The sequence below is a fragment of the Streptomyces daliensis genome (assembly GCF_054782395.1).
Genome location: NZ_BAAGSO010000106.1, coordinates 393055 through 414747, shown reverse-complemented (window position 1 = coordinate 414747; position 21693 = coordinate 393055). Strand labels below are relative to the sequence as shown.

General features: G+C 73.2%; 18 protein-coding genes and 1 pseudogene. 8 read left to right on the top strand and 11 right to left on the bottom strand.

What is annotated here, in order from left to right; all coding sequences use genetic code 11:
* Window positions 1–7 precede the first annotated feature (7 nt).
* A complete protein-coding gene (locus ACYVOO_RS29535) occupies window positions 8–1231 on the bottom strand; it encodes a cysteine desulfurase-like protein (RefSeq protein WP_461018758.1) in 1224 nt (407 codons plus the stop codon).
* Between the two features lie 327 nt (window positions 1232–1558).
* On the opposite strand from ACYVOO_RS29535, the gene ACYVOO_RS29530 reads away from it, so the two are divergent.
* The 3 genes from ACYVOO_RS29530 (at window position 1559) to ACYVOO_RS29520 (ending at window position 3476) form a co-directional block, all read left to right on the top strand.
* Window positions 1559–1861: a hypothetical protein gene (locus ACYVOO_RS29530; protein ID WP_461018757.1), complete on the top strand. Its 303-nt coding sequence runs from the start codon at window positions 1559–1561 to the stop codon at window positions 1859–1861.
* 157 nt (window positions 1862–2018) lie between these two features.
* Complete coding sequence (locus tag ACYVOO_RS29525; RefSeq protein ID WP_461018756.1) at window positions 2019–2177, top strand: hypothetical protein; 159 nt, start codon at window positions 2019–2021, stop codon at window positions 2175–2177.
* Between the two features lie 60 nt (window positions 2178–2237).
* Window positions 2238–3476, top strand: a complete 1239-nt coding sequence (locus tag ACYVOO_RS29520) for an FAD-dependent oxidoreductase (protein ID WP_461018755.1) — start codon at window positions 2238–2240, stop codon at window positions 3474–3476.
* A 99-nt stretch (window positions 3477–3575) separates the two neighbouring features.
* Here the strand turns inward: ACYVOO_RS29520 and ACYVOO_RS29515 are convergent, their stop codons facing one another.
* The 4 genes from ACYVOO_RS29515 to ACYVOO_RS29500 form a co-directional block, all read right to left on the bottom strand.
* On the bottom strand, window positions 3576–4649 hold the full coding sequence (locus ACYVOO_RS29515) for a phage baseplate protein (protein WP_461018754.1): 1074 nt from the start codon (window positions 4647–4649) through the stop codon (window positions 3576–3578).
* Between the two features lie 182 nt (window positions 4650–4831).
* Complete coding sequence (locus ACYVOO_RS29510) at window positions 4832–6130, bottom strand: acyltransferase family protein (RefSeq protein ID WP_461018753.1); 1299 nt, start codon at window positions 6128–6130, stop codon at window positions 4832–4834.
* Window positions 6127–8571: a glycosyltransferase gene (locus ACYVOO_RS29505; RefSeq protein ID WP_461018752.1), complete on the bottom strand. Its 2445-nt coding sequence runs from the start codon at window positions 8569–8571 to the stop codon at window positions 6127–6129. Before ACYVOO_RS29505 ends, ACYVOO_RS29510 begins: the two co-directional genes overlap by 4 nt.
* Before the next feature lie 264 nt (window positions 8572–8835).
* Window positions 8836–9612, bottom strand: coding sequence for an alpha/beta fold hydrolase (locus tag ACYVOO_RS29500; protein WP_461018751.1), 777 nt, complete (start codon window positions 9610–9612; stop codon window positions 8836–8838).
* Window positions 9613–9723: 111 nt separating this feature from the next.
* Here ACYVOO_RS29500 and ACYVOO_RS29495 point away from each other — a divergent pair, with 111 nt between their 5' ends.
* Window positions 9724–10551 carry a helix-turn-helix domain-containing protein gene (locus ACYVOO_RS29495; protein WP_461018750.1) on the top strand — a complete coding sequence of 276 codons (828 nt, stop codon included), beginning with the start codon at window positions 9724–9726 and terminating at the stop codon, window positions 10549–10551.
* Window positions 10552–10605: 54 nt separating this feature from the next.
* Here ACYVOO_RS29495 and ACYVOO_RS29490 read toward each other — a convergent pair whose 3' ends face one another.
* Window positions 10606–11472: a cache domain-containing protein gene (locus tag ACYVOO_RS29490; RefSeq protein WP_461018749.1), complete on the bottom strand. Its 867-nt coding sequence runs from the start codon at window positions 11470–11472 to the stop codon at window positions 10606–10608.
* Between the two features lie 136 nt (window positions 11473–11608).
* Window positions 11609–12358, bottom strand: a complete 750-nt coding sequence (locus ACYVOO_RS29485; protein ID WP_461018748.1) for a FadR/GntR family transcriptional regulator — start codon at window positions 12356–12358, stop codon at window positions 11609–11611.
* 137 nt (window positions 12359–12495) lie between these two features.
* On the opposite strand from ACYVOO_RS29485, the gene ACYVOO_RS29480 reads away from it, so the two are divergent.
* The 3 genes from ACYVOO_RS29480 to ACYVOO_RS29470 are packed head-to-tail and all read left to right on the top strand — an operon-like array spanning window position 12496 to window position 15700.
* Window positions 12496–13818, top strand: a complete 1323-nt coding sequence (locus tag ACYVOO_RS29480) for a (Fe-S)-binding protein (protein WP_461018747.1) — start codon at window positions 12496–12498, stop codon at window positions 13816–13818.
* Window positions 13815–15401 (top strand): FAD-binding oxidoreductase, encoded by a 1587-nt coding sequence (locus ACYVOO_RS29475; protein ID WP_461018746.1) that lies wholly within the window; start codon window positions 13815–13817, stop codon window positions 15399–15401. Before ACYVOO_RS29480 ends, ACYVOO_RS29475 begins: the two co-directional genes overlap by 4 nt.
* On the top strand, window positions 15401–15700 hold the full coding sequence (locus tag ACYVOO_RS29470) for a hypothetical protein (RefSeq protein WP_461018745.1): 300 nt from the start codon (window positions 15401–15403) through the stop codon (window positions 15698–15700). The genes ACYVOO_RS29475 and ACYVOO_RS29470 overlap by 1 nt, the downstream gene beginning before the upstream one ends.
* Window positions 15701–15719: 19 nt before the next feature.
* Here the strand turns inward: ACYVOO_RS29470 and ACYVOO_RS29465 are convergent, their stop codons facing one another.
* The 4 genes from ACYVOO_RS29465 to ACYVOO_RS29450 form a co-directional block, all read right to left on the bottom strand.
* On the bottom strand, window positions 15720–16817 hold the full coding sequence (locus ACYVOO_RS29465; RefSeq protein ID WP_461018744.1) for a magnesium and cobalt transport protein CorA: 1098 nt from the start codon (window positions 16815–16817) through the stop codon (window positions 15720–15722).
* Window positions 16818–16903: 86 nt separating this feature from the next.
* Window positions 16904–18688: a thiamine pyrophosphate-dependent enzyme gene (locus ACYVOO_RS29460; RefSeq protein WP_461018743.1), complete on the bottom strand. Its 1785-nt coding sequence runs from the start codon at window positions 18686–18688 to the stop codon at window positions 16904–16906.
* Between the two features lie 45 nt (window positions 18689–18733).
* Window positions 18734–20419 (bottom strand): urease subunit alpha, encoded by a 1686-nt coding sequence (locus ACYVOO_RS29455; protein ID WP_461018742.1) that lies wholly within the window; start codon window positions 20417–20419, stop codon window positions 18734–18736.
* On the bottom strand, window positions 20416–21069 hold the full coding sequence (locus ACYVOO_RS29450) for an urease subunit gamma (protein WP_461018741.1): 654 nt from the start codon (window positions 21067–21069) through the stop codon (window positions 20416–20418). The genes ACYVOO_RS29455 and ACYVOO_RS29450 overlap by 4 nt, the downstream gene beginning before the upstream one ends.
* Between ACYVOO_RS29450 and ACYVOO_RS29445 the strand changes: the two are divergent.
* Window positions 20954–21693, top strand: a pseudogene (locus tag ACYVOO_RS29445) (FAD-dependent monooxygenase); the annotation flags it as partial. The gene ACYVOO_RS29450 and the pseudogene ACYVOO_RS29445 sit on opposite strands and share 116 nt — an antisense overlap.

Genomic DNA, 21693 nt, shown 5'->3' with positions numbered 1-21693 from the left:
TCTCCCGTCACCTGGCGAGGTGGTCCGCCAGCCCCTCCAGCAGCCGGTCGACGTCCTCGGCGCTGTTGTACGGGGCGAGGCCGACGCGCAGTCCGCCCGCGTCCCCGAGCCCGAGGTGGCGGGAGGGCTCCAGCGCGTAGAAGGAGCCGGACGGCGCGTCGACGCCGCGTGCGGCGAGGAAGCGGGAGGCGGCCTCCGTGTCGCGGCCCTCCAGGGTGAGCAGGAGAGTCGGGGTGCGCTCGGCGGCGCGCGAGTACAGGGTGACCCCTTCGAACGCGGCCAGCCCCTTCTCGACGCGCAGCCGCAGCGCGTCCTCGTGCGCCCCGACCGCGGCGAGCGCGGAGACCAGCCGCGCCCGGCGCCCGCCGCCCTCCCCGCGCGGGGCGAGACCGGCGAGGAAGTCGACGGCGGCGCTGACTCCGGCGAGGAGTTCGTAGGGCAGGGTCCCCAGCTCGTAGCGCATGGGTACCTCGTCCGTCGCGGGCAGCAGCTTGTCGGGCCGCAGCGTCTCCAGCAGAGCGGGGTCGGCCGCGAGGACGCCCAGGTGGGGCCCGAGGAACTTGTACGGGGAGCAGACGAGGAAGTCGGCGCCCAGCGCCGCGAGGTCCACACAGGCGTGCGCGGCGTAGTGCACCGCGTCGACGTGGAACAGCGCCCCCTCCGCGTGCGCCAGGGCGGCGAGTTCCGCGACGGGCGGCCGGGTGCCGATCAGGTTCGACGCCGCCGTGACCGCGACCAGCCGGGTGCGCCCGGGCCCCGAGAGCGCGGCGCGCAGGTGATCCGGCGTCAGCTCGCCGGTCTCCGGGTCGAAGTCGGCCCACCGCACCGTGGCCCCCGCGTGCGCCGCGGCCTGGACCCAGGGGCGGATGTTGGCGTCGTGGTCCAGCCGCGTCACGACGATCTCGTCGCCGGGCGACCACGTCCTGGCCAGGGTGCGGGAGAGGTCGTAGGTGAGCTGGGTGGCGCTGCGCCCGAAGACGATGCCCGACGGGTCGGCCGCCAGCAGATCGCCGAGCGCGGCGCGTGCCCCGACGACGATGGCTTCCGCGTTCCGCTCGCCCAGGGTGTTCTCGCCCTGGTTGGCCAGCGGGTTCGCCAGCGCGTCGGAGACGGCCTCGATGACGGCCCGTGGGGTCTGGGTGCCCCCTGGCCCGTCGAAGTAGGCGCGGCCCGCGCCGAGCGCGGGTATGCGCTCGCGGAGGGCCTGGAGGTCGTACGCGTCGTACGTCACGTGAACTCCTTGATCCGGCGACGGCACCTGGGCGCTCCTACGCTCCCTCTCCGCGGCGGACCGGGACAAGTACGCCTCGAAGCACCCGTCCGGCAGGCGGCAGGAACCGCACCGCCTTGTGGGTGACGTCAGGAAGGAGTTCCCGGCGCCCGGACAGGCGCTCGGAAAGATGCCCGGTCAGGCGCCCGGGTGGGCGGCCAACGGCCCGCCGGACGGGCAGGAGAGGGCCGTTCCGCACCGGCTGTACGGGGCGGCCCGCTACGCCCGAACGCGGGTGTCAGCACGACGGCAGCGTGCCCACCTGGGGAAAGGCGCGTTGGACAGGTCATGTATGCCCAGGGAAACCCAGGCACGCAGTCGTCCCAGCCGGGAGATCCGGCGGTCGTACTCGCGGAACTGCTGCGCGCGCACCAGGAGGATCCGCCGATCTTCCGCGCGCTGGTGCGGCAGTGGCGGGCCGAGGGCCGCTGCACCCCGCACTCGGGAAACTCGCGCGCGGACCCCGGCGAGGACCCGTCCCCGGTCCCGGCACCGGCGCCGGCGCCGGTGACCGGAACGGAACCCGGCGCCCCGGTTCCGGCGCCGAGGACCGAACCCGGCAAGGGTCCTGGCACCGGTCCGGGGTCCTGAACGCGACGGGCTCCGGCACCGGCGACCGCGCCCGTCCGCCTCTCTCCGCCTCTCTCCGCCCCCTCAATGTCACACTCCGCGCCCCTCCCTCGTCGTACGGGTCAGGAGGCCCCGCACCGGGCGGGGCACGGCACCTTCGAGCGGAGGGAGCAGCGGCATGAAGCGGCACGTTGTGACGGCCCGCGCCGCACGCGGACACGGGCACGGGCAGGAGCAGGACGACCAGGGGCGTGCCCTCGTAGGGGGCCAGACATGGGAGCTGAGCGGCCATCAGGAACCGGGCGGCCGGCCACCGGCACGCGCGGCCCGCGCGTAATCCGGCGTCCACCAGCCACCAGTGGCCCTACGGGCCGCGCCACCCCAGATGGAGGCTCCCATGCCCACGCGTCATCTCACCGTCGTCGGCGGCGGGTTCGCCGGACTCACCGCGGCCCTGGCCAGCGCCGAGGCGGGCGCCGCCGTCACCCTGTACGAGGCGCACCGCGACCTCGGCGGCCGGGCCCGCACCGCCGAAGGACCGTACCGCACCAACGAGGGGCCGCACGCCCTCTACAAAGGCGGCCCGCACTGGACCTGGCTCAAGCGGCGCGGACTGCTGCCTCCCATGGCGCCGGTCCCTCCGCTGGAGGGGACGCGGCTGCGCTTCCACCGTGACGGCGCGCTGCGCAGGACCCCGCCGCCCGGCCTCCTGCGGCTGCTGGCCAGGCGCGAGGCGCCGTCCGACGTGCCGTTCATGGAGTGGGCGAGCGCCGTGGCCGGTGAGCGGAACGCGCGGGCCGCGGCGCACTACGCCGCCGTGGCGGTCTTCCACCACGACCCGGGCGCGCTGTCCGCCGCCTTCACCCACGAGCGGCTGCGCCGCGCCATGAAGCTGCCGCCCGAGGCCCACTATCCGCGCGGCGGCTGGGCCACGCTCGTCGCGGGGATGGCGGCGCGTGCCCGCGCGATGGGCGTACGCGTCGAGACGGGGGCACGCGTGTCCTCGCCGTCGGAACTGACCGGCCTGACGGGCGACGGGCCCGTCATCGTGGCCACCGCCCTGGAGTCGGCCCGGCAGTTGCTGGGCGACAGCGCGCTCGACTGGCCCGGCGGCCGTACGGCGCTGCTGGACCTGGTGCTGGAGAAGCGGCGCGGTGACGCGTTCGCCGTGTCCGACCTCGACGCGCCCGGCTGGATCGAGCGGTTCACGGCGGCCGACCCCTCCCTCGCACCGCCCTGCCAGTCGCTGCTCCAGGCGCAGTTCCCGCTGGCGCCAGGGGAGCCGAGGGCCGTGGGGCTGGCGCGCGGGGAGCGGCTGCTCGACCTGGGCTTCCCGGGCTGGCGGGAGCGTACGGTGTGCTCGACGGAGTCGGTCGCGGAGCACCGCACGGGCGCCGTCGACCCGCCCGGCACGACCTGGCGCGACCGCCCTGCCGTGCACCGTGGCGAGGGCGTGTATCTGGCCGGGGACCAGGTGGCCGCGCCCGGAGTGCTCAGCGAGGTGTCGTTCAACAGCGCGCTGGAGGCGTCGTGGCTCGCCCTGGGCGGTGCGGAGGGTGCGGGCGGTTCGGGGAGTACGGGCGGTTCGGGTGCTTCCCGCGTACGGTCGGGGCCGGGCGTCTCCCGTCGGAGCTGAACGTCGGAGCTGGGCAACGGGGGTGGGCGGCGAGGGGGCCGAGGGTGCCTGGCTCCCTCGCCGCCCAGCAGCCGCCTCACCCCGTCAGCCCCTGTCCCCTCACAAGGCCGACCAGCCGATGTCCTTCATGAAGACGGAGAACCTGCGCGCCCTGGCCTTGCCGTGCGCGAAGCCCATGCACAGTTGCGGCCCCTTCTTGGTGTTGAGCACCGCGAGGCCCTCGGGCTCGCGCGGGTTCAGGCCGGGGGCCGTACGGTCGAGCGTGTTCTCCAGGGTGACGCCCGAGCGCACATCGATGCGGAAGAGGCGGGTGTTGCCTCCGGAGGAGCGCGGGTTCTTCGGGCCGTACGCGCTGCCGAGCATCTGATAGGCGGACGAGTCGTACAGCGTCATGCCCTGGAACGGCAGCCGCAGGTCCGTGGCCGGGCGCTGGAACTCGATGAGCGGGCGGAAGTCGCGGGCCAGAAAGCGGTCGAGGGCGTAGACCGCGAACCACGGCTCGTCGTCGCGCCGGTAGTGCAGCAGCACCCTGCCGTGCGCCACGTCGAGGGTGACGTAGTTGTTCGTGGAGCCCGGCTTCGGGCGGTAGGAGCTGTCGCGCAGGCTCTGGCTGGTGAGCACTTTGCCGTTGGCGAAGGAGAAGCGGCACACTCCGCGCCCGTAGCCGGAGCGCGGTGCCGCGTCCCACTCCGTCCACAGCACGGTGCGGTCCTTCAGCGGCTCGATGCCCAGGGCGCCGCCGTGGCCCACGCCCTTGAGGAACATGTGGCCGAGCCGTCGGCCCTTCATGTCGAGGCGGTTCAGGCACAGGTCGCCGCGGTCCTCGCGCTCGCTGTGGCTGTACGCGCGGGGCTCGCCGCGCAGACGGACGCCGCCTTGCATGACCTGGAGCGCATAGAGGTGGCCGCGTCGCTCGTCGAACCCGAAGGACTGCATCACCGTCGAGTGGTACAGCCTCCGGTTGCTCAGCAGCGCCCGCCCAGGACCCGTCACCCCGAGCACTTCCTTGCCCGAGAACCCGAGGGCCCCCGAGTGACCGCCGTGTGTGCCCGGGGCATCGGTGCCCGGGGCCGCGAATGCCTTGCGCGCCGGAAGCGCCGCGGTGAGCGCCACCGCCGCGCCGAACCCGAGTGCTGCCCTGCGGTTTGGCCGCTCCGGCTCGGACCGCTCCATGCGTGCCACCCTTCTCGGAAGATCCACAGTTCCATGCCGTCCCCTTCAGGCCCGGCGCGAAGCAGGATTGCCCCGGCTGGCACGCGGACTTCATCCGTACGGGCAGACCCGCACCGCAAGGCCCCGTCGGGCCTTGACGCGGTGCGGGTCCGCGGGCGGCGGCGCGCGGGTGGCTACGGTGGCTACGCGGTCCCGCGCAGTTCCGCGCCCGCCCGTGCGGGGCTCTCTCGGGCCTCCCCCCGGCCATTCCGGTTCGCCGGGTCCACCCGGTCCGCCGCGTCCGCCGGGTAGAAGTCGCGGGGCCTGCCCGCGCGGTCCTTGAGCCTGCCGAGCAGGCTCGCCGGGTACTCGACGGCCCAGTAGCTGAGCACGGCCGCGGGCACCGCCACGAGCAGCACGACGGCGACGGCCAGCGGGAAGTCCTCCTGCCCGTGCGGGAGCAGTCCGGCACCGTAGAGCCGCAGCATGATCGGCTCGTGCCAGATGAAGAGGCTGTAGCTGACCAGGCCCACGCCCGTGAGCCAGCGCGCCCGCAGGAACCGGTGCCAGCGCGGACGCCTGGCCACGTGGACGGTGCCGTACAGCATCACCAGCCACAGCGCGGCGGCGATCGGATGGTAGAAGGTGAAGCCCGCGTTGCCCGGCTCCGAGTACAGCGACAGGGCGTACACGCCCGCGAACGCCGTCAGCGCGAGCGTGCCCGCGAGCGGGGCGCCGGGCCTGCCGCGTTCGCCGAGCGCGACCGTCGCCACGGCCAGGCCCATGCCCGCGGCGAAGCCGCCGAACCGCGCCTGCGGGCCGAAGTAGACGGGCCACTCGGTGTGCGGCACGTGCAGCACATAGTGCGCCACCGCGATCCACACCACCGGCAGTACGAACAGCAGCGCGCACCCTCCCGCACACACCGCGACCCGCGCGCCGCGCCGTCCGACGGCGCGGCAGACGCGCACCGCGAGCGGACCGAGCACGACGAGCGCGACGTAGAACAGCATCTCCAGGGACAGCGACCAGGTGGGGCCGAGGGTGTAGAAGATGCGGTCCTTGTCGAAGACGTGGGTGAAGGTGAGGTGTTCGAACAGGTCCAGCCAGTCGCCCGGCAGGGTGGGGTTGCGGCTGGCCCAGACGACCAGCACCGCGAGGAAGTACAGCGGCACGATCCTGATGGCGCGCCGGAAGAGGAAGACCCCGGCGGGGCGGGTCGAGCCGCCGTCGATGGCGGCGCGCGCGTAGGAGAGCGTCAGCAGGTAGGCGGACATCACGAAGAAGAGGTCGATGACTTCGAGGGAGATGAGCGCGCCGAGGTAGGGGTTGTCCACGGGTGGCCGTGAGCCGTCCGCGTCGTAGGTGACGTACTGCTGCCAGACGTGGAAGACGACGGTGCTCAGCGCGGCGAGCCCTCGGTAGCCCTCGATCTCCCGGGCCCTGCTGCGCGCCGGCGCGCCCTCCGGCGGGGTGGGCGGGGAAGTCCGGGCCCGGTTCACGGCTTGGCCACCGCCTTCGCCGCGCGCGGGGTGACCCGCCACTGGCGGTCGCCCAGGGCTTCCTTGAGGTGCGCCTGCCGGGCGATCACGTTCTTGAAGTGGCTGTAGAACACGGTGGTGACCAGGAGGTACGACCAGAACCAGGCGCGCCGCGCGCGCAGTTCGGGCACGGCCAGCCGCCAGGCGAAGGCGGCCTGTACGACGCCCGCCGACATCGTGAACAGCAGCGCGAGCAGGCACAGCGGCACCGCCCAGTCGAGCTGGTGCACCCCGCCCGCGCGCCACGCCGAGTAGAGGATGACGGGGAGGATCTGGAGCGTCAGCCACGGCTGTATCTCGCGCCAGCCGAGCAGCACGAACAGCCCCGCCTTCTGCCGGAGCGTGAACGCCGGGGAGCGCAGCCCGTGCCACAGGTGCTTGAGCGAGACCTGGAGCCAGCCCTGTGCCCAGCGGGAGCGCTGATTCCACAGGGGACCCAGCATCGTGGGCGCCAGCTCGCGCGAGACGAGGGTGCGGTCCGTGGCGATGCGCGCGCCCTCGCCCAGAGCGCGCATCGTGGAGTCGATGTCCTCGGTGAGCATGGAGCCGTGCATCCGGGTGCGGGCGAGCAGGTCCGTGCGCCAGAAGCCGTTGGAGCCGCCGAACACGCCGAAGCCGTAGAGCCTGGTGCGGCCCGGGTGGCTGACCGCGTAGATGGCCTCGAACTCGACGCCCACCAGCCGGGAGACCCAGGAGCTGTCCCCGTTGCGTACCACGCAGTGCCCCTGGACGACGTCGTAGCCGTTCGACAGCCAGTGCCAGGCCCGTCGGAACGCGTCGGGCGCCGGGTGGTGGTCGGCGTCGAAGATGCCCACCATCTCGCCGCGCACGCGGGTGACCGCCGCGTTGATGTTCTGCGCCTTGGAGGTGCTGCCCCGCACGGGAAGCAGGACCAGGCGCGGGTCGCGGCGGGCCGTCTCGCGCAGGGTGTCCTCGACGGGGAGGGGGTGCGGGGTGTTGTAGGCGAGGACGATCTCCAGCTCGCCCGGGTACTCCTGGCGGAGGAAGGACTCGACGGTGTCGACGATCGTCGCCGCCTCGTTGGGCAGGTAGGCGGCGATGACGGCGCTGGCGGGCGGGTAGGGCTGCCCTGGCTGCTCCGGCCTGGGCTCGGCGTCCAGCGAGAACAGGCACTCCAGCACGATCAGCAGCGCCGAGACCAGCAGCCCCGCGACCACCACCCAGTAGACGCCGGAGCCCAGGTCCCAGCCCAGCTCGTACGACTGCTGGTAGAGCAGGAACGGCAGGCCCACCCCGACGAGCAGCACCAGCAGCGGGGAGAGCGCGGAGAGCAGCGGGCGCACGAAGGCCGTGAGGGGGCGGCGGCGGTGCTGCCCCGTGTCGCGCATCCAGGGGGCGTAGGCGACGGGCAGCAGGTCCCGGTGGCGCAGTGCCTCGGTGACCGCGTCGCGCGCCTTGTCCACGGCCTGGCCCGGATCGGCGCACTCGGCGAGCGGGAGCCAGCCGACGGCGGGCGTCAGCCGGACGTTCTCGTCGGCGACGACGAAGCGGGTGCCCGCCACCGTGTGCGCGAACTCGCGCAGCGCCGCGCGCGCTGTCTCCTCGTCCACGCCCGGCATCAGCACGAGCAGATGACCGTCGTCGTCCCAGCCGAGCCGGTCCCACGGGCTGCCCAGCTTCTCGGCGACCCCGGCCAGCCGCTCCGCGACCTCCCTGCGCACGCGCGGGCCCAGCCTGGCCTCCAGGGGCCCCATCTCGGCGACGGCCACCATGGCCACGACGCCGCTGCGGCGCCCGGCGCCGGGGCGGCGCAGTTCGCGGCCGAGTTCGTCGTGGAAGTGCGGCGCGGAGTAGAGGCCGGTGCGCGGGTCGCGGAGCAGGTTCTCGACGGGGACGGGCACGCGGCGCAGCTTGGCCTCTATCCGGGCCGACAGCTCGGCCGGGTCGGAGGTCTCCGGTACGCAGTCGTCCGCGCCGTGCCGCAGCATGTCCACCACGCCGCCAGGCGCTGCGCCGTCGGTGACCATGAGCAGCGGCAGCGCCCTGCCGACGGGCGCGGCACGCACCTCGCCGATGACGTCCAGGCCCGCGCGCTCCTCGTGCAGCGCGACGATCGCGTCGGGCGGCGCCTGCTTCACCCGCGAGGTCACCTCGCCGGGCGCCGCGTGGCTGACCTCGTGCCCGTTGGCCAGCAGGGTGCGGGTGAGCCGCTCCCGTCTCGGCCCTGGGGCGCCGACGGCCAGGACGTGAGCGGAGGCGGGTGCGGGGGCGGAGGCGTGGTGGGGCTCGTGTTCGTGTGTGTCGCCGAGCGCGGGCGCGGGTTCGAGCAGCGCCAGCGGAGCGCCGGATGTGTCGGAGGGCTGGGAGACGCCGGTGGCTGCGCCCTGGCCCGCTACGCGCGTAGCGGAGCGGGGTCGGGCGCGGCTCGGTACGTGAGGCATGCGTGAGGTCCCATCCTGGTCGGATCGTGGGGGGAGGACCGGATGTCAGGCGTGTTCAGGTGTGTTCAGGTGTGCCGCCGGTGACCGGTGGCCCGTGGCATGGGCCAACTGACCTCTTCAGCCTCTGTGTTCACTGTGACGCCGCCCCTTCGAGGGCGTAACGCTCCCATTAAGAGCTGGCGCAGATACGCGGACAGGTGTGTGCCCATGGCGACGGTGTCGGCGTGCCCTCCAGCGGGCGCGTCGGCCACGCCGCGTGGCTGGTCAGGCTGCCGGTGCGAAGGCCGTGATGGCGTCCACGAGGCCGGCCGGGGCTTCCAGCGGGATCAGATGGCCGGTATCCGGGATCACCGTGAAGTCGGCCTGGGAGAGAAAGGGCACCAGGTTGTCGCGGAGCACGCCGACGGGCTCGACCTGGTCGTTCTCCCCTGCGACGACGAGGGCGGGAACGCTGACCATGCGGGTGTGCGCGGTGATGTCCTCCGCGATGCCGCGCAGCGGCCACTCGGTGCGTGCGGCGTCGGCGCAGGCCCGCGAATCGGCCACGATCCGCGCCTTGACCGACGCGGGCAGCGCGGACGCGGTGAGGACGTGGTCCCGCGCCCCGGCCACGGACTCGTCGGAGTCGTAGGCGTGCGAGAGGGTCTCCCGGTACTCAGGGGTGATCTGCGTGGCGGGCTTCGCCGGACCGGAGCCGACGAGGACGAGGCCGCGCAGACCGGCGGGCCGCGTCGCCGCGACCAGCTGCGCGACCTTGCCTCCCATCGAGTGCCCGACCAGTACGTAGTCGGTGACGCCCGCGTCGGCGAGCACGGCGAGCGTGTCCTCGGCGAGCTGACCGAGCGTGTAGGGGCCGGGCAGGCCGCTCGACCGGCTCCAGCCGCGGAAGTCGACGGTGAGCACATCACGACCCGCGAGGCGGTCGACGACGAGGTCCCAGGTACGGGCGGAACCACCCCAGTAGTGCAGGAGCACCAGGGTCGGCCCGGCCCCCTGCCGATGGTCGTAAGTGGGCAGGAGCGGCTGCTGCGTCATGGTCATCGTGTCTCTCCCGGTCAGTGTTCTGGGCGTTTGCCCTGTGTGTTCATTCAAACTTCCACGCTCGCGCGCGGCATCGGCCGGACCGGTCGCCCGATGGTGAAAAATGGACACGTGACGATGATCCGGCAGATGACTTACCAGCCTCCGGGGCGGCGCGCCACCGCGGTCGAGACGATGGCGTTCGACCGTCTCCGCGAGCTGAACGACGGCGGCACGCAGCGTGCCGACTTCCATGTCCTCGCCCTCGTCGACGCCGGCCACGGCTCCGTCACGGTGGACTTCCTCCGGCACCCGCTCAAGGAGCGGTCCGCGGTGTGGATCGCCCCCGGCGCGGTCCACCGATGGGACGACATCGCCGGTGTGGCGGGGCACCTCGTGCTGTTCGTGCCGACCGCGCCGGTCACCCACGCCACCCGGGAACTCGTCGCGTCCCCGGACCTCGTCGCGCACTGGAGCATTCCCGAAGCCGATCGGCCGTTCGTCGACGCCGCGCGCGACCATCTCCTCCTGGAGGCATCAGCGCCGCCCGGGGACGTCCCGACGGAGCTGCCCGGGATCCTGCTCTCCGCGCTCCTCGCCCGGCTGCGACCGCCTCATACCGAGGCACGGTCCGCGCATCCGGTGTTCCGGCTGTTCCGGTCCAGCGTCGAAGCGCACTTCCGGGAACACCACGACGCCGGCTACTACGCCAGGACACTGGGATACGCGCCCCGCACCCTCTCGCGAGCGGTGCAACAGGTCACCGGCCGCACCGCGAAGGCGTACATCGTCGACCGGATCGTCCTGGAGGCCAAGCGCCTCCTCGCACACGACCGCCTCACCTCGGCCCGCTGCGCCGACGCGCTCGGCTTCCCCGACGCGTCCAACTTCTCGGTGTTCTTCAGGAAGGCGACAGGCCGGCGCCCGGGCGCGTGGCAGGCGGCGATGGCCGCCGAGTGAGGTGCGAGTGAGGTGAGGCACCGGGGAACCGCGTGGTACGGGCCGGGGCCGGTCTCACAGCCGTACCAGCGACCACGGCAGCCCCGTGCAGTCCGCCCACCCGTCGCCGCGCGGGAGCACGGCGCCGCGTCGTGCGTCGGCGGGGGCCAGGGAGCCGGTGATGGAGTCGGGCGTGTTGGAGGCGAGCACCCGGCCGGACGCGTTGACCAGCAGCGCAGCGCCGCCCTCCGCCTCCAGCAGGGGCAGCACGGCGCGCTCGAAGTCGGTGGCACGGATGTCGGCGGCGGCCACGCCGAAGAAGTCCTGGCCGAAGCCGACCGGCGCGGCGCACGTGAGGATGTACTCGTCGGTGCCCGCGTAGTCGACGTAAGGACCGACCACCGTGCGGCGGCCGGTGCGGCGTGGCCCGTCGAACCAGTCGGCGGCGGGGTACTCGTACGCGCCGACGCTGCCCGGGTCCAGGTCGACGCAGAGGGGGCAGGGCGTGCCCTCCCCTGTGCCCGCCGCCGTGCCGTCGGGCACGCGCCACCACTCCAGCCAGCGTGCCCTGTCGGCGAGGGCGCCGGGCGCCGCGATCACGCCCGTGCCCGCCAGCGTGCCGCGGGACTCGGCGAGGTGCCGCAGTACGGTCGGGCGCAGGGTGGCCAGGTCGGCGCTCGTCGGCCTGCGGCCCTCGGCGCTGGCGCGCCGGAGCAGCGCGGCGGTACGTTCGCGCAGCACGCCGACGCCCGCGAAGACGTCCGCCAGCAGCGTCTCGACGCCGGTGATCGCCGCATCCACGCACGCGTTCGCGCCCGCGCCCGCGCTTGCGACGCTCTCACCCGTCGGACCGCCACCGCTCGACGGGCCCGCGCCCAGCGGCCCTTCGCCCGCCGCGCGCTCGCCCGGAGCCCCGTACGCGGAACCCTCCGCCTCGGCCACGGCTGCCCACCTCCCCCTGTCCGCACGGCCGCTCACCGCACGGCACCTGTCCGCACGGCTTCCCCCGCGGCGCTCCCCGTACGCCTCCCGGGCACGGCTCCCGGCAAGCGGCAGGCCCCACCTCGTGCCTGGGCGCTCAGCTCTTGACCAGCTGGAGGTGGAAGGCGATGAGCCGTTTGACGCCCAGTTCGACGTGCTCCTCGCTCAGCGCCCGCGCCCGCGCGCCGTCGCCCGCCTCGATCGCGGCGAGGATGTCCCGGTGCTGCCGTACGGCTTCCTCGTGCACGACCGCCTCGCCGAAGGGCAGCCACAGCAGTTCGCCGATCTCGCCCTGGAGGTCGATCTCCTGGCGGGTCAGCCGGGTGGACTGGGCCGCGGCGGCGATCTCGATGTGGAAGCGGCCGTCCGCCCTCCTGCGCTCGCCGACACTCTCCGCTGCGGCCAGCCGCTCCACCCACTCCCCCAGCCGCCGCACATGCTCGCCCGAGGCGCGCTCGGCGGCGAGCCTGGCCGCCGTCGCGGAGACGGCGAGGTGGTGGTCGCCGATCTCGCGCAGCTCGTGCACGCCCGTCTCCCGCAGCCGTGTACGCAGCCGCTCGACGGAGGCGTCGACCGGTGCCCGTACGAAGCTGCCGCCGCCGCGCCCCCTGCGGGTCTCGACCAGACCGCGCTGGCGCAGCAGCGCGAGGGCCTCGCGGAGGGTCACCGTCGAGACGTTCAGCGCGCCCGAGAGCGCCGTCTCGCTGGGCAGTTGCTCGCCGTCGGCTATCAGGCCGAGGCCGATCGCCTCGCTGATGCGGCGCGCGACGACGTCCACCCTGCCGCCCTCCCCCAGCGGCGCGAAGACGATGTGCCGCGCCGCGCCGGAGACCTCCGTCCCGCTCACCCTGCTTCCCTCCGCCCTCTTGTCACATGAACTATGAAGTCATAGGTTAACGCGCGTCATCAGCCGGGGAAGCGGAACGCCCGCCCCTCCGGGGCGCGTACGCCGCGCGGCCGGCCCCTGCGAGTGGAGGCATACCGATGACCGATCGCGACGACGACGCCCCACCCCACGCCACACGCTCCGCCGAACCCACCGGCGTGCCCTCCGCCGAGCCCCCATCCGAGCCCTCCGCCGAGGGCGGCGTGCCCGTACACGCCCCGGTCACCGTCGAGTTCCTCTCCGACTGGCGCGACGCCGCCTACAACTGCTTCTCCTCGGGCCACAAGTTCTGCCGCGAGGTGTGCCCCGTCATGCAGGTGACCCGCAACGAGTCCTGGACGCCGACCGCCTTCCACGCCAACGTCGTCGCGATGGAGCAGGGCGAGCTGACCGTCGAGGACGTCGCCGAGGACTATGTGAACTGCACCCAGTGCGGTGCCTGCGAACTGCGCTGCCCCAACACCCTGTTCACCGGCGACTTCTACCGCTTCCGCACCCGCACCGTGGACCTCGTCAAACGGATGCGCGCGCTCGCCGTCGACAACGGCGTGCACCAGCCGGGATACCGGCGGTGGAACCGGCTGACCGACGAGCGGTCGCACGAGCCCGTGCTCGGTGACGTGCCCGTCGGGCAGGAGCGGGTGCGGGACTGGGCCGAAGGTCTTGACCTGCCCGTCGGCGGGGAGACAGTGCTGTTCGTGGACTGCGAGGCGGCGTTCCACCGCACCTCGGTCCCCCGCGCCGTCGCGCAGATCCTGCGGCGCGCCGGAGTGGACTTCGGGCTGATGCGCGAGCAGTGGTGCTGCGGCGGGCCCGCTGCCGAGATGGGCTACCGCGAGCAGTCCCGGCGCTTCGCCGAGCACAACCTCGCCGACTGGCGGGCGAGCGGCGTGCGCAGGGTGCTGGTCCTGGACCCGCACGACTACATCACCTTCACGGAGGACTACCCGGCCTACTTCGGCGCCGACTTCGACATCGAGATCGTCCTCGTGGTCGAACTCCTCGCCGAACTGATCGGGAACGGACGGCTGACCCCGACCGTGCCCGTCGAGCGCACGATCACGTACCACGACCCCTGCCGCCTCAACAAGCGCAAGGGCGTGTGGGAGGAGCCGCGCCGCATCCTGCGTGCGATCCCCGGGCTGACGTTCCACGACGTGGACCGCGTGACCCAGTGGTCGTACTGCTCGGGCGCGGGCGGCGGGCTGCCCGTCGAGAAGCCGGAGCTGACGGCGCGGATCAGCGAGAGCCGCGTCGCGAAGGCCGCCGAGCTGGACGTGGACACCCTGGTGTCGGCCTGTCCCTGGTCGGAACGCCCGTTGGCGGAGGCAGGAGAGGCCGTCTCCATCGACGTGGTGGACCTGCACGAACTGCTCGCCGTCTCGCTCGGCATCGAGGTGGGAGGGAGCACGGACCGATGACTCCTCAGCCGAAGGACGGGCCCACGGCAGGCGGGCCGACGGCCACCACCCGCACCACCGCCCCGCGCACCCCCACCGCGCCCCAGCTCTCCGACCGGGTGCTCACCGAACTCACCGACGCGCTCGGCGGCGCGTATGTGCTGACCTCCAAGACCGCGCGCATGAACCGCGCCCGCGTCCCCGCCCCCTTCCCCATGCACCGCTGGAGCGAGCGCGTGCCCGACCTCGTGGTGATGCCGGGCACGGCGGAGGAGGTCGCGGAGGTCGTACGGATCGCGCACGCGCACCGCATCCCCATCGTTCCCAGGGACGGCGGCACCGGGCTCACCGACGGCGCCGTGCCGGAGCGGCGCGGCATCGTCGTGGACGTCAAGCGGCTGAACACCGTCAAGGAGATCGACACCGACAACCGCACCTGCACCGTCGGCACGGGCATCAACATGCTGAAGCTCAACGAGGTGCTGGCGCCGTACGGGCTGATCTATCCGGACGATCCCGCCTCGTACCCCTGCTCGCTCGTCGGCGGCAGGATCGGCACGAGCGGCTGGTCGCTGATCGGCTCGCGCTACGGTCACTCGCGCGATCTGGTGCTCAGTTTCGAGTTCGTCCTGCCGACAGGAAAGATCATCAGGGTGGGCGACGGCGGCGACCCCAAGGTGTCCAAGAGCTCCAGCGGTTATCAGCTCAAGCACCTGTTCATGGGCCACCAGGGCACGCTGGGCATCGCCACGGAGGCGACGCTGAAGCTGTACCCGAAGCCGGAGGCGGAGTTCTCGCCGTTCTGGGCGTTCCCCGACTACGACGGCGCCTACCGCTGCGTCCAGCGGCTCGCGCAGGCCGGGGTGGCGACGTTCGCCGGGGCCGTGCTCTTCGACGAGTGGAAGGTCGACTACCTGCGCAGGGACGACGAGGCGTACATCCCGCAGCCGTCCGACGTACGGGCGCTGGTCTGCGCCGTCGCCTACGGCAACGAGGACGAGGTCCTCGCGGGCGGGCGCCGCTTCCTGCGGATCGCGCGCGACGCGGGGGCCCGCTACCTCGGCGACGAGATCTCGCACGGCGACTGGGCCGCACGGCACGACCGCTACGCCACCCCGCTCCACGGCCGCACCCGGGCGGGTCAGGTGGCGCCGATGAGCTGGCACTGCGAGGACGCGGCCGTCAACTGGACGGAGCTGCCCGCTGTGCGCCGCGAGTGGCACGCCATCGTGGCCGGGCTGCGCGAGCGGTTCGACGTCTTCGACGACTGGGGCATGTTCTGCTACACGAGCGCCGACACGGGGGTGGACTACCTCACCGAGATCGACGTCGGCATCTGGGAGCAGGAGCTGGACGACGCGGCGTGGGCCGCCTGGGTGGACGCCAAGCGGGACATCGCGGCCGTCGCGCTGCGGCACGGCGGCTCCATCAGCGCCTGCCACGGCTCCTGCCGCGAGGGCGAGGTGGACCTGGTGCCCATGGAACTGGGCGGCGGCTACGACGTGATGCTGGACATCAAGAAGGCCCTCGACCCGCACAACATCATGAACCCCGGCAAGTACGGGCTGCACCGTGCGTACGGGGAAGAGGGCGAGGAGCGCTGATGGAGGGCTACCGCTACGCCGACGAGCACACGCCGCCTCCCCCGCGCCGGGCGAGCGACGTCGCCGTCGAGCGCTTCGACCACCTCTTCGAGGTGGACCCCCGGCTGATGACCGCGCACGTGGCACAGCAGCTCTTCCCCAACTGGGACACCCTGCGCATCGCCGCGAGCCGCGCCGGCCACCTGGAGTGGATGCACCGGCACTGGGCGGACACGGTCGTCTCGGGCCAGGCGCTGCTGGACGAGTCCGACGACCTCGACGACCCCGTGGACGGCGCCGAAGCGCCGGACGCGCCATGACGGCGCCGGGGGCGGGGGTTCAGAGCCAGCCGTTGCGGCGGAAGCCCCGGTGGATCGTGTAGCAGATGACCGCGATGACGCACAGGACCAGCGGATAGCCGTAGCGCCAGTGCAGTTCCGGCATGTGGTCGAAGTTCATGCCGTAGAACCCGCAGAACATGGTGGGGACGGCCACGATCGCGACCCAGGCGCTGATCCTGCGCATGGCCTCGTTCTGCGCGACGGCCACCTGGGCCAGATTGGCCTGGAGGATCGAGTTCAGCAGCTCGTCGAAGCTCTCGATCTGCTCGTTGACCCTGGCCAGGTGGTCGGCGACGTCCCTGAAATATTTCTGTATCTCGGTGTCGACCATCGGCATCGCCTGGTGCGTCAGCCGGTGCAGCGGCCGGTCCAGCGGTGCGACGGCCCGCTTCAGCTCCAGCAGTTCGCGCTTGAGCTGGTAGATGCGGGCCGGGTCGGCCGTACTGGCCGCGTCCGGTGCGAAGACGTCGGTCTCCACCTGGTCGATGTCGTCCTGGACCGCGTCGGTGACGTCCATGAAGTCGTCCACCACATGGTCGGCGATGGCGTGCAGCACGGCCACCGGCCCCCTCGCCAGTTGCGAGGGATCCGCCTCCAGCTCCTCGCGCAGCGGGCCCAGCGAACCGTGCCGTCCGTGGCGGACGGTGACGACGAAGTCGGGGCCCGTGAAGACCATGATCTCGCCGGTGTCCACGACCTCGCTGCTCGCTGTCAGCTCGCCGTGCTCGACGTAGCCGACCGTCTTGAAGACCGCGAACAGCGTGTCGTCGTACCGCTCCACCTTCGGCCGCTGGTGCCTGACCACGGCGCCCTCGGCCGCCACCGGGTGCAGTCCGAAGAGGTCGGCGATGCCCGCGAACTCCTCGGCCGTCGGCTCGTGCAGCCCGATCCACGCGAAGCCGCTGCCGGACTCCCGTACCCGCTCGATCACTTCCTTGACGGGGCACTCCCCGTCGTCCTGCCGGTTGCCCTCCTGGTACGCGACGCAGTTGACCACCGCCGTGCCGAGCGGGGAGCGGACGGGGTGGCTCAGGTCCACACGGGACCGCGCGCGTGGCAGACGTACCGCTTTTTTCAGTTGGCGTGCTACCGACATGCGTGGCTCCTTCGACCGGACCTCGACAGTGTGCCAGTCCCGCTCGCACAGTGGCGCTACCGGACCGTGCCGCAGGTGGTGCGGCATCAGTCCCGCTGGGATGCCTTCCGCAGGGAGTCGACGGTCATGCCCGGCAGGAGCCGCCCGTCGGTGACGCGCAGGGCGATCAGCGCCGCCGTGCCCGCCGCCTGGCGGGCCAGCGCCCGGTCGAGCGCGGGCGCGAACTCCGCCGTGGTGGTGACGGTCTCGCCGTGCGCCCCGAACGCGCGCGCGTAGGCGGCGAAGTCGGGGTTGACCAGGCGCGTTCCGCTCACCCGACCGGGGTACTCGCGCTCCTGGTGCTTGCGGATCGTGCCGTAGCCGCCGTTGTCGAGGACCAGCACGAGGGGGGCGGCGCCCTCGGCCGTCGCGGTGGCAAGCTCCTGCCCGTTCATCAGGAAGCAGCCGTCGCCCGCGACCGACACGACCTGCCTGTCCGGGTGGACGAGGCAGGCGGCGACGGCAGCGGGGATGCCGTAGCCCATGGAGCCGTTGCGCGGGGCGAGCTGGCGCATGCCCTCGCGGTAGGTGAGGAAGCGCTGCGTCCACACCGCGTGATTGCCCGCGCCGAAGGTGACGATCGCGTCGGACGCCAGGCGTGCGTCGAGCGTGGCGAAGACGGCGCCGAGGTCGAGGGGATCGTCGTCGTGGAGGGGCGCGTGGAAGGCGGCGTAGGCGGCCCGGTCCCGCGCCGTGCGCCCGGCCCAGGGCACGGGCCCGGACGGCTTCAGCCCCCTGACCGCCTCGCCGAACGCCTCGGGCGCGGCGAGCAGGGCCAGCTCGGGCACGTAGAGCGGTCCTGGCGGCAAGGGGTAGGGCAGCGCCTGCACGATGCGGGGCCCGGTCTCGGCGGCCGGGGGCGCCCCCTCGTCGGCTCCGTCGCCCGGTCCGCCGAGCAGGGTGAACCCGTCGGTCGTCACGTCGGCGGGTGCCGTGCCCACGCAGAGGAGGAGGTCCGTCTCGGCGACCCGGCGGGCGAGGGCCTCGGAGCGCCCGTAGCCCAGGTGTCCGGCGTAGACCTCGCTGTCGGCGGCGATCAGGTCCTGGCAGCGGAAGTCGACGGCCACGGGCAGGGACCACTCCTCGGCCCACGCCCGTATGTCCGCGCGGGCCCGCTCCGTCCAGCGGGAGCCCCCGAGGAGCAGCAGCGGTCGTTCGGCGGAGGCCAGCAGCGCCCCGAGCCGGTCCAGTTCCGCCGGTGAGACGGCGCCGTCCGGCACGGGCAGCGGAGTCGCGTCGGGCACCCGCGCGATGTCGGTGAGCATGTCCTCGGGCAGCCCGAGGACGACGGGCCCCGGGCGTCCCTCGCGGGCGACGGCGAAGGCGCGGGCCACGTGCTCGGGCAGCCGCGCCGCGTCCTCGACGGTCTCCACGAGCTTGGCGTGGGCGCCGAACGTGCCGCGCGGGTCGAACTCCTGGAACGCCGCCCGCCCCGTGTGCCCGCGCGGGACGAGGCCGACGAAGAGGACGAGCGGGGTGGCGTCCTGGTGCGCGGTGTGGAGGGCCACGAGCGCGTTGGCCGCGCCGGGGCCTCGGGTGGTGAAGCAGACGCCGGGGCGCCCGGTGAGCTTGCCGTACGCCTCGGCCATGTAGGCGGCGCCGCCCTCGTGGCGGCAGACGGCCATGCGTACCGGCGCGTCGTACAGCGCGTCCAGCACGGCCAGATAGCTCTCTCCGGGCACGCCGAACACGAGGTCCACGCCGTGCCGCTGGAGCTGCGCGGTCAGTATGCGCCCGCCGGTCCGCGCGGGGAGGCGGCCGGGGGTGTCCGGGGTACTCGACGGGCCGGGAGTGCCGGGGGTGTGCGGTGTGCCGGAGGTGCTGGGGCTCATGCGGGTGCCTTCGCCTTCGCTGTGTGGGAGTGGTCGTGCGGACCGTCAGGCCAGGTGGTGAAGCTGCGCCAGGGGCACCTCGCGCACGGCGTCCGTCGCGGTCGGCACACCGTCGACGAGGACGGGCCCCGGATCGCGGGGCACCTCGACCCGTGGCGTGGCCGTGTTGTGCGCCATGTCCGTACGGGAGAGGCCGCGCGCACCTCGTACGGCCGCGTAGCGCAGCCCGTCGGGGAGCGCCGCGCGGGCTGCCGGGTCCGCCAGCGCCTCGGCGGCGACGAAGACCCGGGACAGCCGGGAGGCCGCGTCGCCGAGGGCTCCGTAGTAGGGGCGGTAGGCGCGGGGCTGGGTGAGCCGGGTGGAGCCGGAGCCCGAGCCCGTGTTGCCCCAGGCCACGAAGCCGCTCTTGAGGACCAGTTCGGGCTTGGTGCCGAACCAGGCCGGGTGCCACAGCACGATGTCGGCGAGCCGTCCCGGCCGCACCGTACCCACCTCGTGGGCGAGTCCGTGTGCCACGGCGGGATTCAGCGTGATCTTCGCGAGGTAGCGCAGCACGCGCGCGTTGGCGGGGTGTTCGACGCCGCCGTCGCCGGTGCGCAACGCCTGCACATGCGCGAGCTGCCAGGTGCGGCGCACGGTCTCGGCGATCCGGCCCATGCCCATGGAGTCGGAGTTGACGATGCTGATGGCGCCGAGGTCGTGCAGGGAGTTCTCGGCGGCGATGGCGTGCGCGCGGATACGGCCGCGCGAGACGGCGACGTCGCTCTCGCTGTGGTGGTTCTGCCGGTGGACGGTCATCGTCATCGGGAACAGCTCGTCCACGGTGTTGACGGTGTACGGCACGGTCGGGGTCGTGGACGAGGGCAGGATGTGCGGCTCGGAGAGGATCTCCAGGAGGTCGGGATGCCCGCCGCCGCCCTCCACGTGGTAGGCGTGCACGGTGCGGCCCCTCGTCGCGCCGACGGTGTCGCGAAGATAGCCCGACTCGTTCATCGAGTCGGTGTGCAGCGCGACGGGCAGGTCAGCGTGCTCGGCCGCGCCCAGGCAGGTGTCCACGATGCGCGGGGTGGCACCGAAGTCCTCATGGATCTTGAACCCGCCCGCGCCCGCCAGCACGGCCTCGTCCAGCAGCGCCCGCGAGCTGGACGAACCGCGCGCCAGGAACGCCACGTTGAGCGGGGTGCCGCGCCAGGCGCTCATCAGGGTGTGGAGGTTGTGGGCCGGGTTGCAGCCGATCTCCCACATCCCGCCGAGCCCCATCCCCACCACTGTCGTCACCCCGGAGGCGAGCGCGGCGGGCGCGATCTCGGGCGAGGACAGGTGCACATGGCTGTCGACGATGCCGGGGGTGGCGATCAGGCCCTCGCCCGGCACCATCGAGGTGTGCGAGTCGACGGCGTACTCGACGGCCATGACGTCCGGGTTGCCGACGCCGCCCACGGCCACGACGCGGCCGTCCTTCACCCCGATGTCGGTCTTGCGCACGCCGAGTACGGGGTCCATGAGGACCACGCTGGAGATGACGAGGTCGAGCGCCGAGGCGCGGTCGGAGCGGGGCGAGGCGAGCAGCCCGTCGCGCACGGTCTTGCCGCAGCCGCCCAGCAGTTCGTCGCCCGGCGTCCCGTCGTCCGTCTCGACCTCCACCCACAGGCACGTGTCGCCGAGCCTGACGCGGTCGCCCGTGGTGGGCCCGTAGAGCGCGTTGTACGTGCGGCGTTCGATCCGGTTCACGCGGTCCCCTCCCGCTCCCCGTCCGGCTTCCCGTCCGGGGGCCGCAGCCCCGCGTCCTCGTGACGGGCCGTCACCAGGGGGACCTCGCGGGACTCTCCCGGCGCGAAGACGAGCGCCGTGCCCGCGGCGATGTCCAGGCGCATCCCGGCCGCCGCCGCCCTGTCGAACTCCAGCGCCGCGTTGGCCTCCGCCAGCGGATAGTGCGAGGAGACATAGACGGGGCGCTCCCCCGTGTTGCGCACGGTGAGGGCCAGCGTGGGCCTGCCCTCGTTGACGCGTACCGGCTCCGGTGCGGTGCACACGGCGCCGGGGCCCGGGGCGCCCGGCGCTTCCGGAGTGTCCGGCGCCGAGGCGATGGGCGCGTCGACGGCCACGAGCGCGGTGCCGCTGGGGAACAGCGCCTCCACCTGCACGGTGGGCACCATCGCGGGCACCCCCTCCATGACGTCGGCCTCGGTGAGCACCGCGCGTCCGGCCGCGATCACCTCGGCCATGCTCAGCCCGTCCCAGGCGGCCTCCAGCACCTCGTCGCAGATGAGCGCGATGGCCTCGGGCGCGTTGAGGCGTCTGCCGCGGGCCCGGCGTCTGCGGGCCAGCTCGGCGACCGTGAACAACTGGAGCCGCTCGGTCTCGCGCGGTGTCAGATGCACTGTCGGAACCTCCTTGGGCGACCGCCCCGCCGCCGTGGCAGGGCTCCCCGGCGCGGCGTTCCCCCGGAGACGGCCCGAGCGACCCCCGGAGACAGCAAAAGGCAAGGAGCGCACCGGCTCCTTGCCACTCTCAACGTATAGCGCACGGGGGGCCTTGCGGCAAGGCCCCTGTCGTGCCGCAGAATCATCGCCCGAGGCCAGGACCAGCGGAAATATCGGATTCGCGACGGTCGCCTCGCCCACTCACCTGATGAGGATGCGGATGTTTGACGTGATCGTGGCCGGCGGCGGGCCGACCGGCATGATGCTGGCCGGTGAGCTGCGGCTGCACGGCGTGCGGGTGGTCGTGCTGGAGAGGGAGCCGGAGCCGACGGGGCAGTCCCGCGCGCTCGGCCTGCATGTGCGCAGCGTCGAGGTGATGGACCAGCGCGGGCTGCTGGAGCGGTTCCTCCCGCTCGGTCAGCGGTTCGCGACGGGCGGTTTCTTCGCGGGCATCGACAGGCCGTGGCCCGAGCGGCTGGACACCGCGCACTCGTACGTCCTCGCCGTCCCGCAGAGCACCACCGAGCGCCTGCTGACGGAGCACGCCGCCGAGCTGGGCGCCGAGATCCGGCGCGGTTGCGG

What these genes read in the sequence shown, in the direction of transcription:
- ACYVOO_RS29530 (WP_461018757.1), top strand. Translation starts at nt 1,559, where the DNA reads ATGTATGCCCAGGGAAACCCAGGCACGCAGTCGTCCCAGCCGGGAGAT.
- ACYVOO_RS29525 (WP_461018756.1), top strand. Translation starts at nt 2,019, where the DNA reads ATGAAGCGGCACGTTGTGACGGCCCGCGCCGCACGCGGACACGGGCAC.
- ACYVOO_RS29520 (WP_461018755.1), top strand. Translation starts at nt 2,238, where the DNA reads ATGCCCACGCGTCATCTCACCGTCGTCGGCGGCGGGTTCGCCGGACTC.
- ACYVOO_RS29515 (WP_461018754.1), bottom strand. Translation starts at nt 4,649, where the DNA reads ATGGAGCGGTCCGAGCCGGAGCGGCCAAACCGCAGGGCAGCACTCGGG.
- ACYVOO_RS29505 (WP_461018752.1), bottom strand. Translation starts at nt 8,571, where the DNA reads ATGCCTCACGTACCGAGCCGCGCCCGACCCCGCTCCGCTACGCGCGTA.
- ACYVOO_RS29500 (WP_461018751.1), bottom strand. Translation starts at nt 9,612, where the DNA reads ATGACCATGACGCAGCAGCCGCTCCTGCCCACTTACGACCATCGGCAG.
- ACYVOO_RS29480 (WP_461018747.1), top strand. Translation starts at nt 12,496, where the DNA reads ATGACCGATCGCGACGACGACGCCCCACCCCACGCCACACGCTCCGCC.
- ACYVOO_RS29475 (WP_461018746.1), top strand. Translation starts at nt 13,815, where the DNA reads ATGACTCCTCAGCCGAAGGACGGGCCCACGGCAGGCGGGCCGACGGCC.
- ACYVOO_RS29470 (WP_461018745.1), top strand. Translation starts at nt 15,401, where the DNA reads ATGGAGGGCTACCGCTACGCCGACGAGCACACGCCGCCTCCCCCGCGC.
- ACYVOO_RS29465 (WP_461018744.1), bottom strand. Translation starts at nt 16,817, where the DNA reads ATGTCGGTAGCACGCCAACTGAAAAAAGCGGTACGTCTGCCACGCGCG.
- ACYVOO_RS29460 (WP_461018743.1), bottom strand. Translation starts at nt 18,688, where the DNA reads ATGAGCCCCAGCACCTCCGGCACACCGCACACCCCCGGCACTCCCGGC.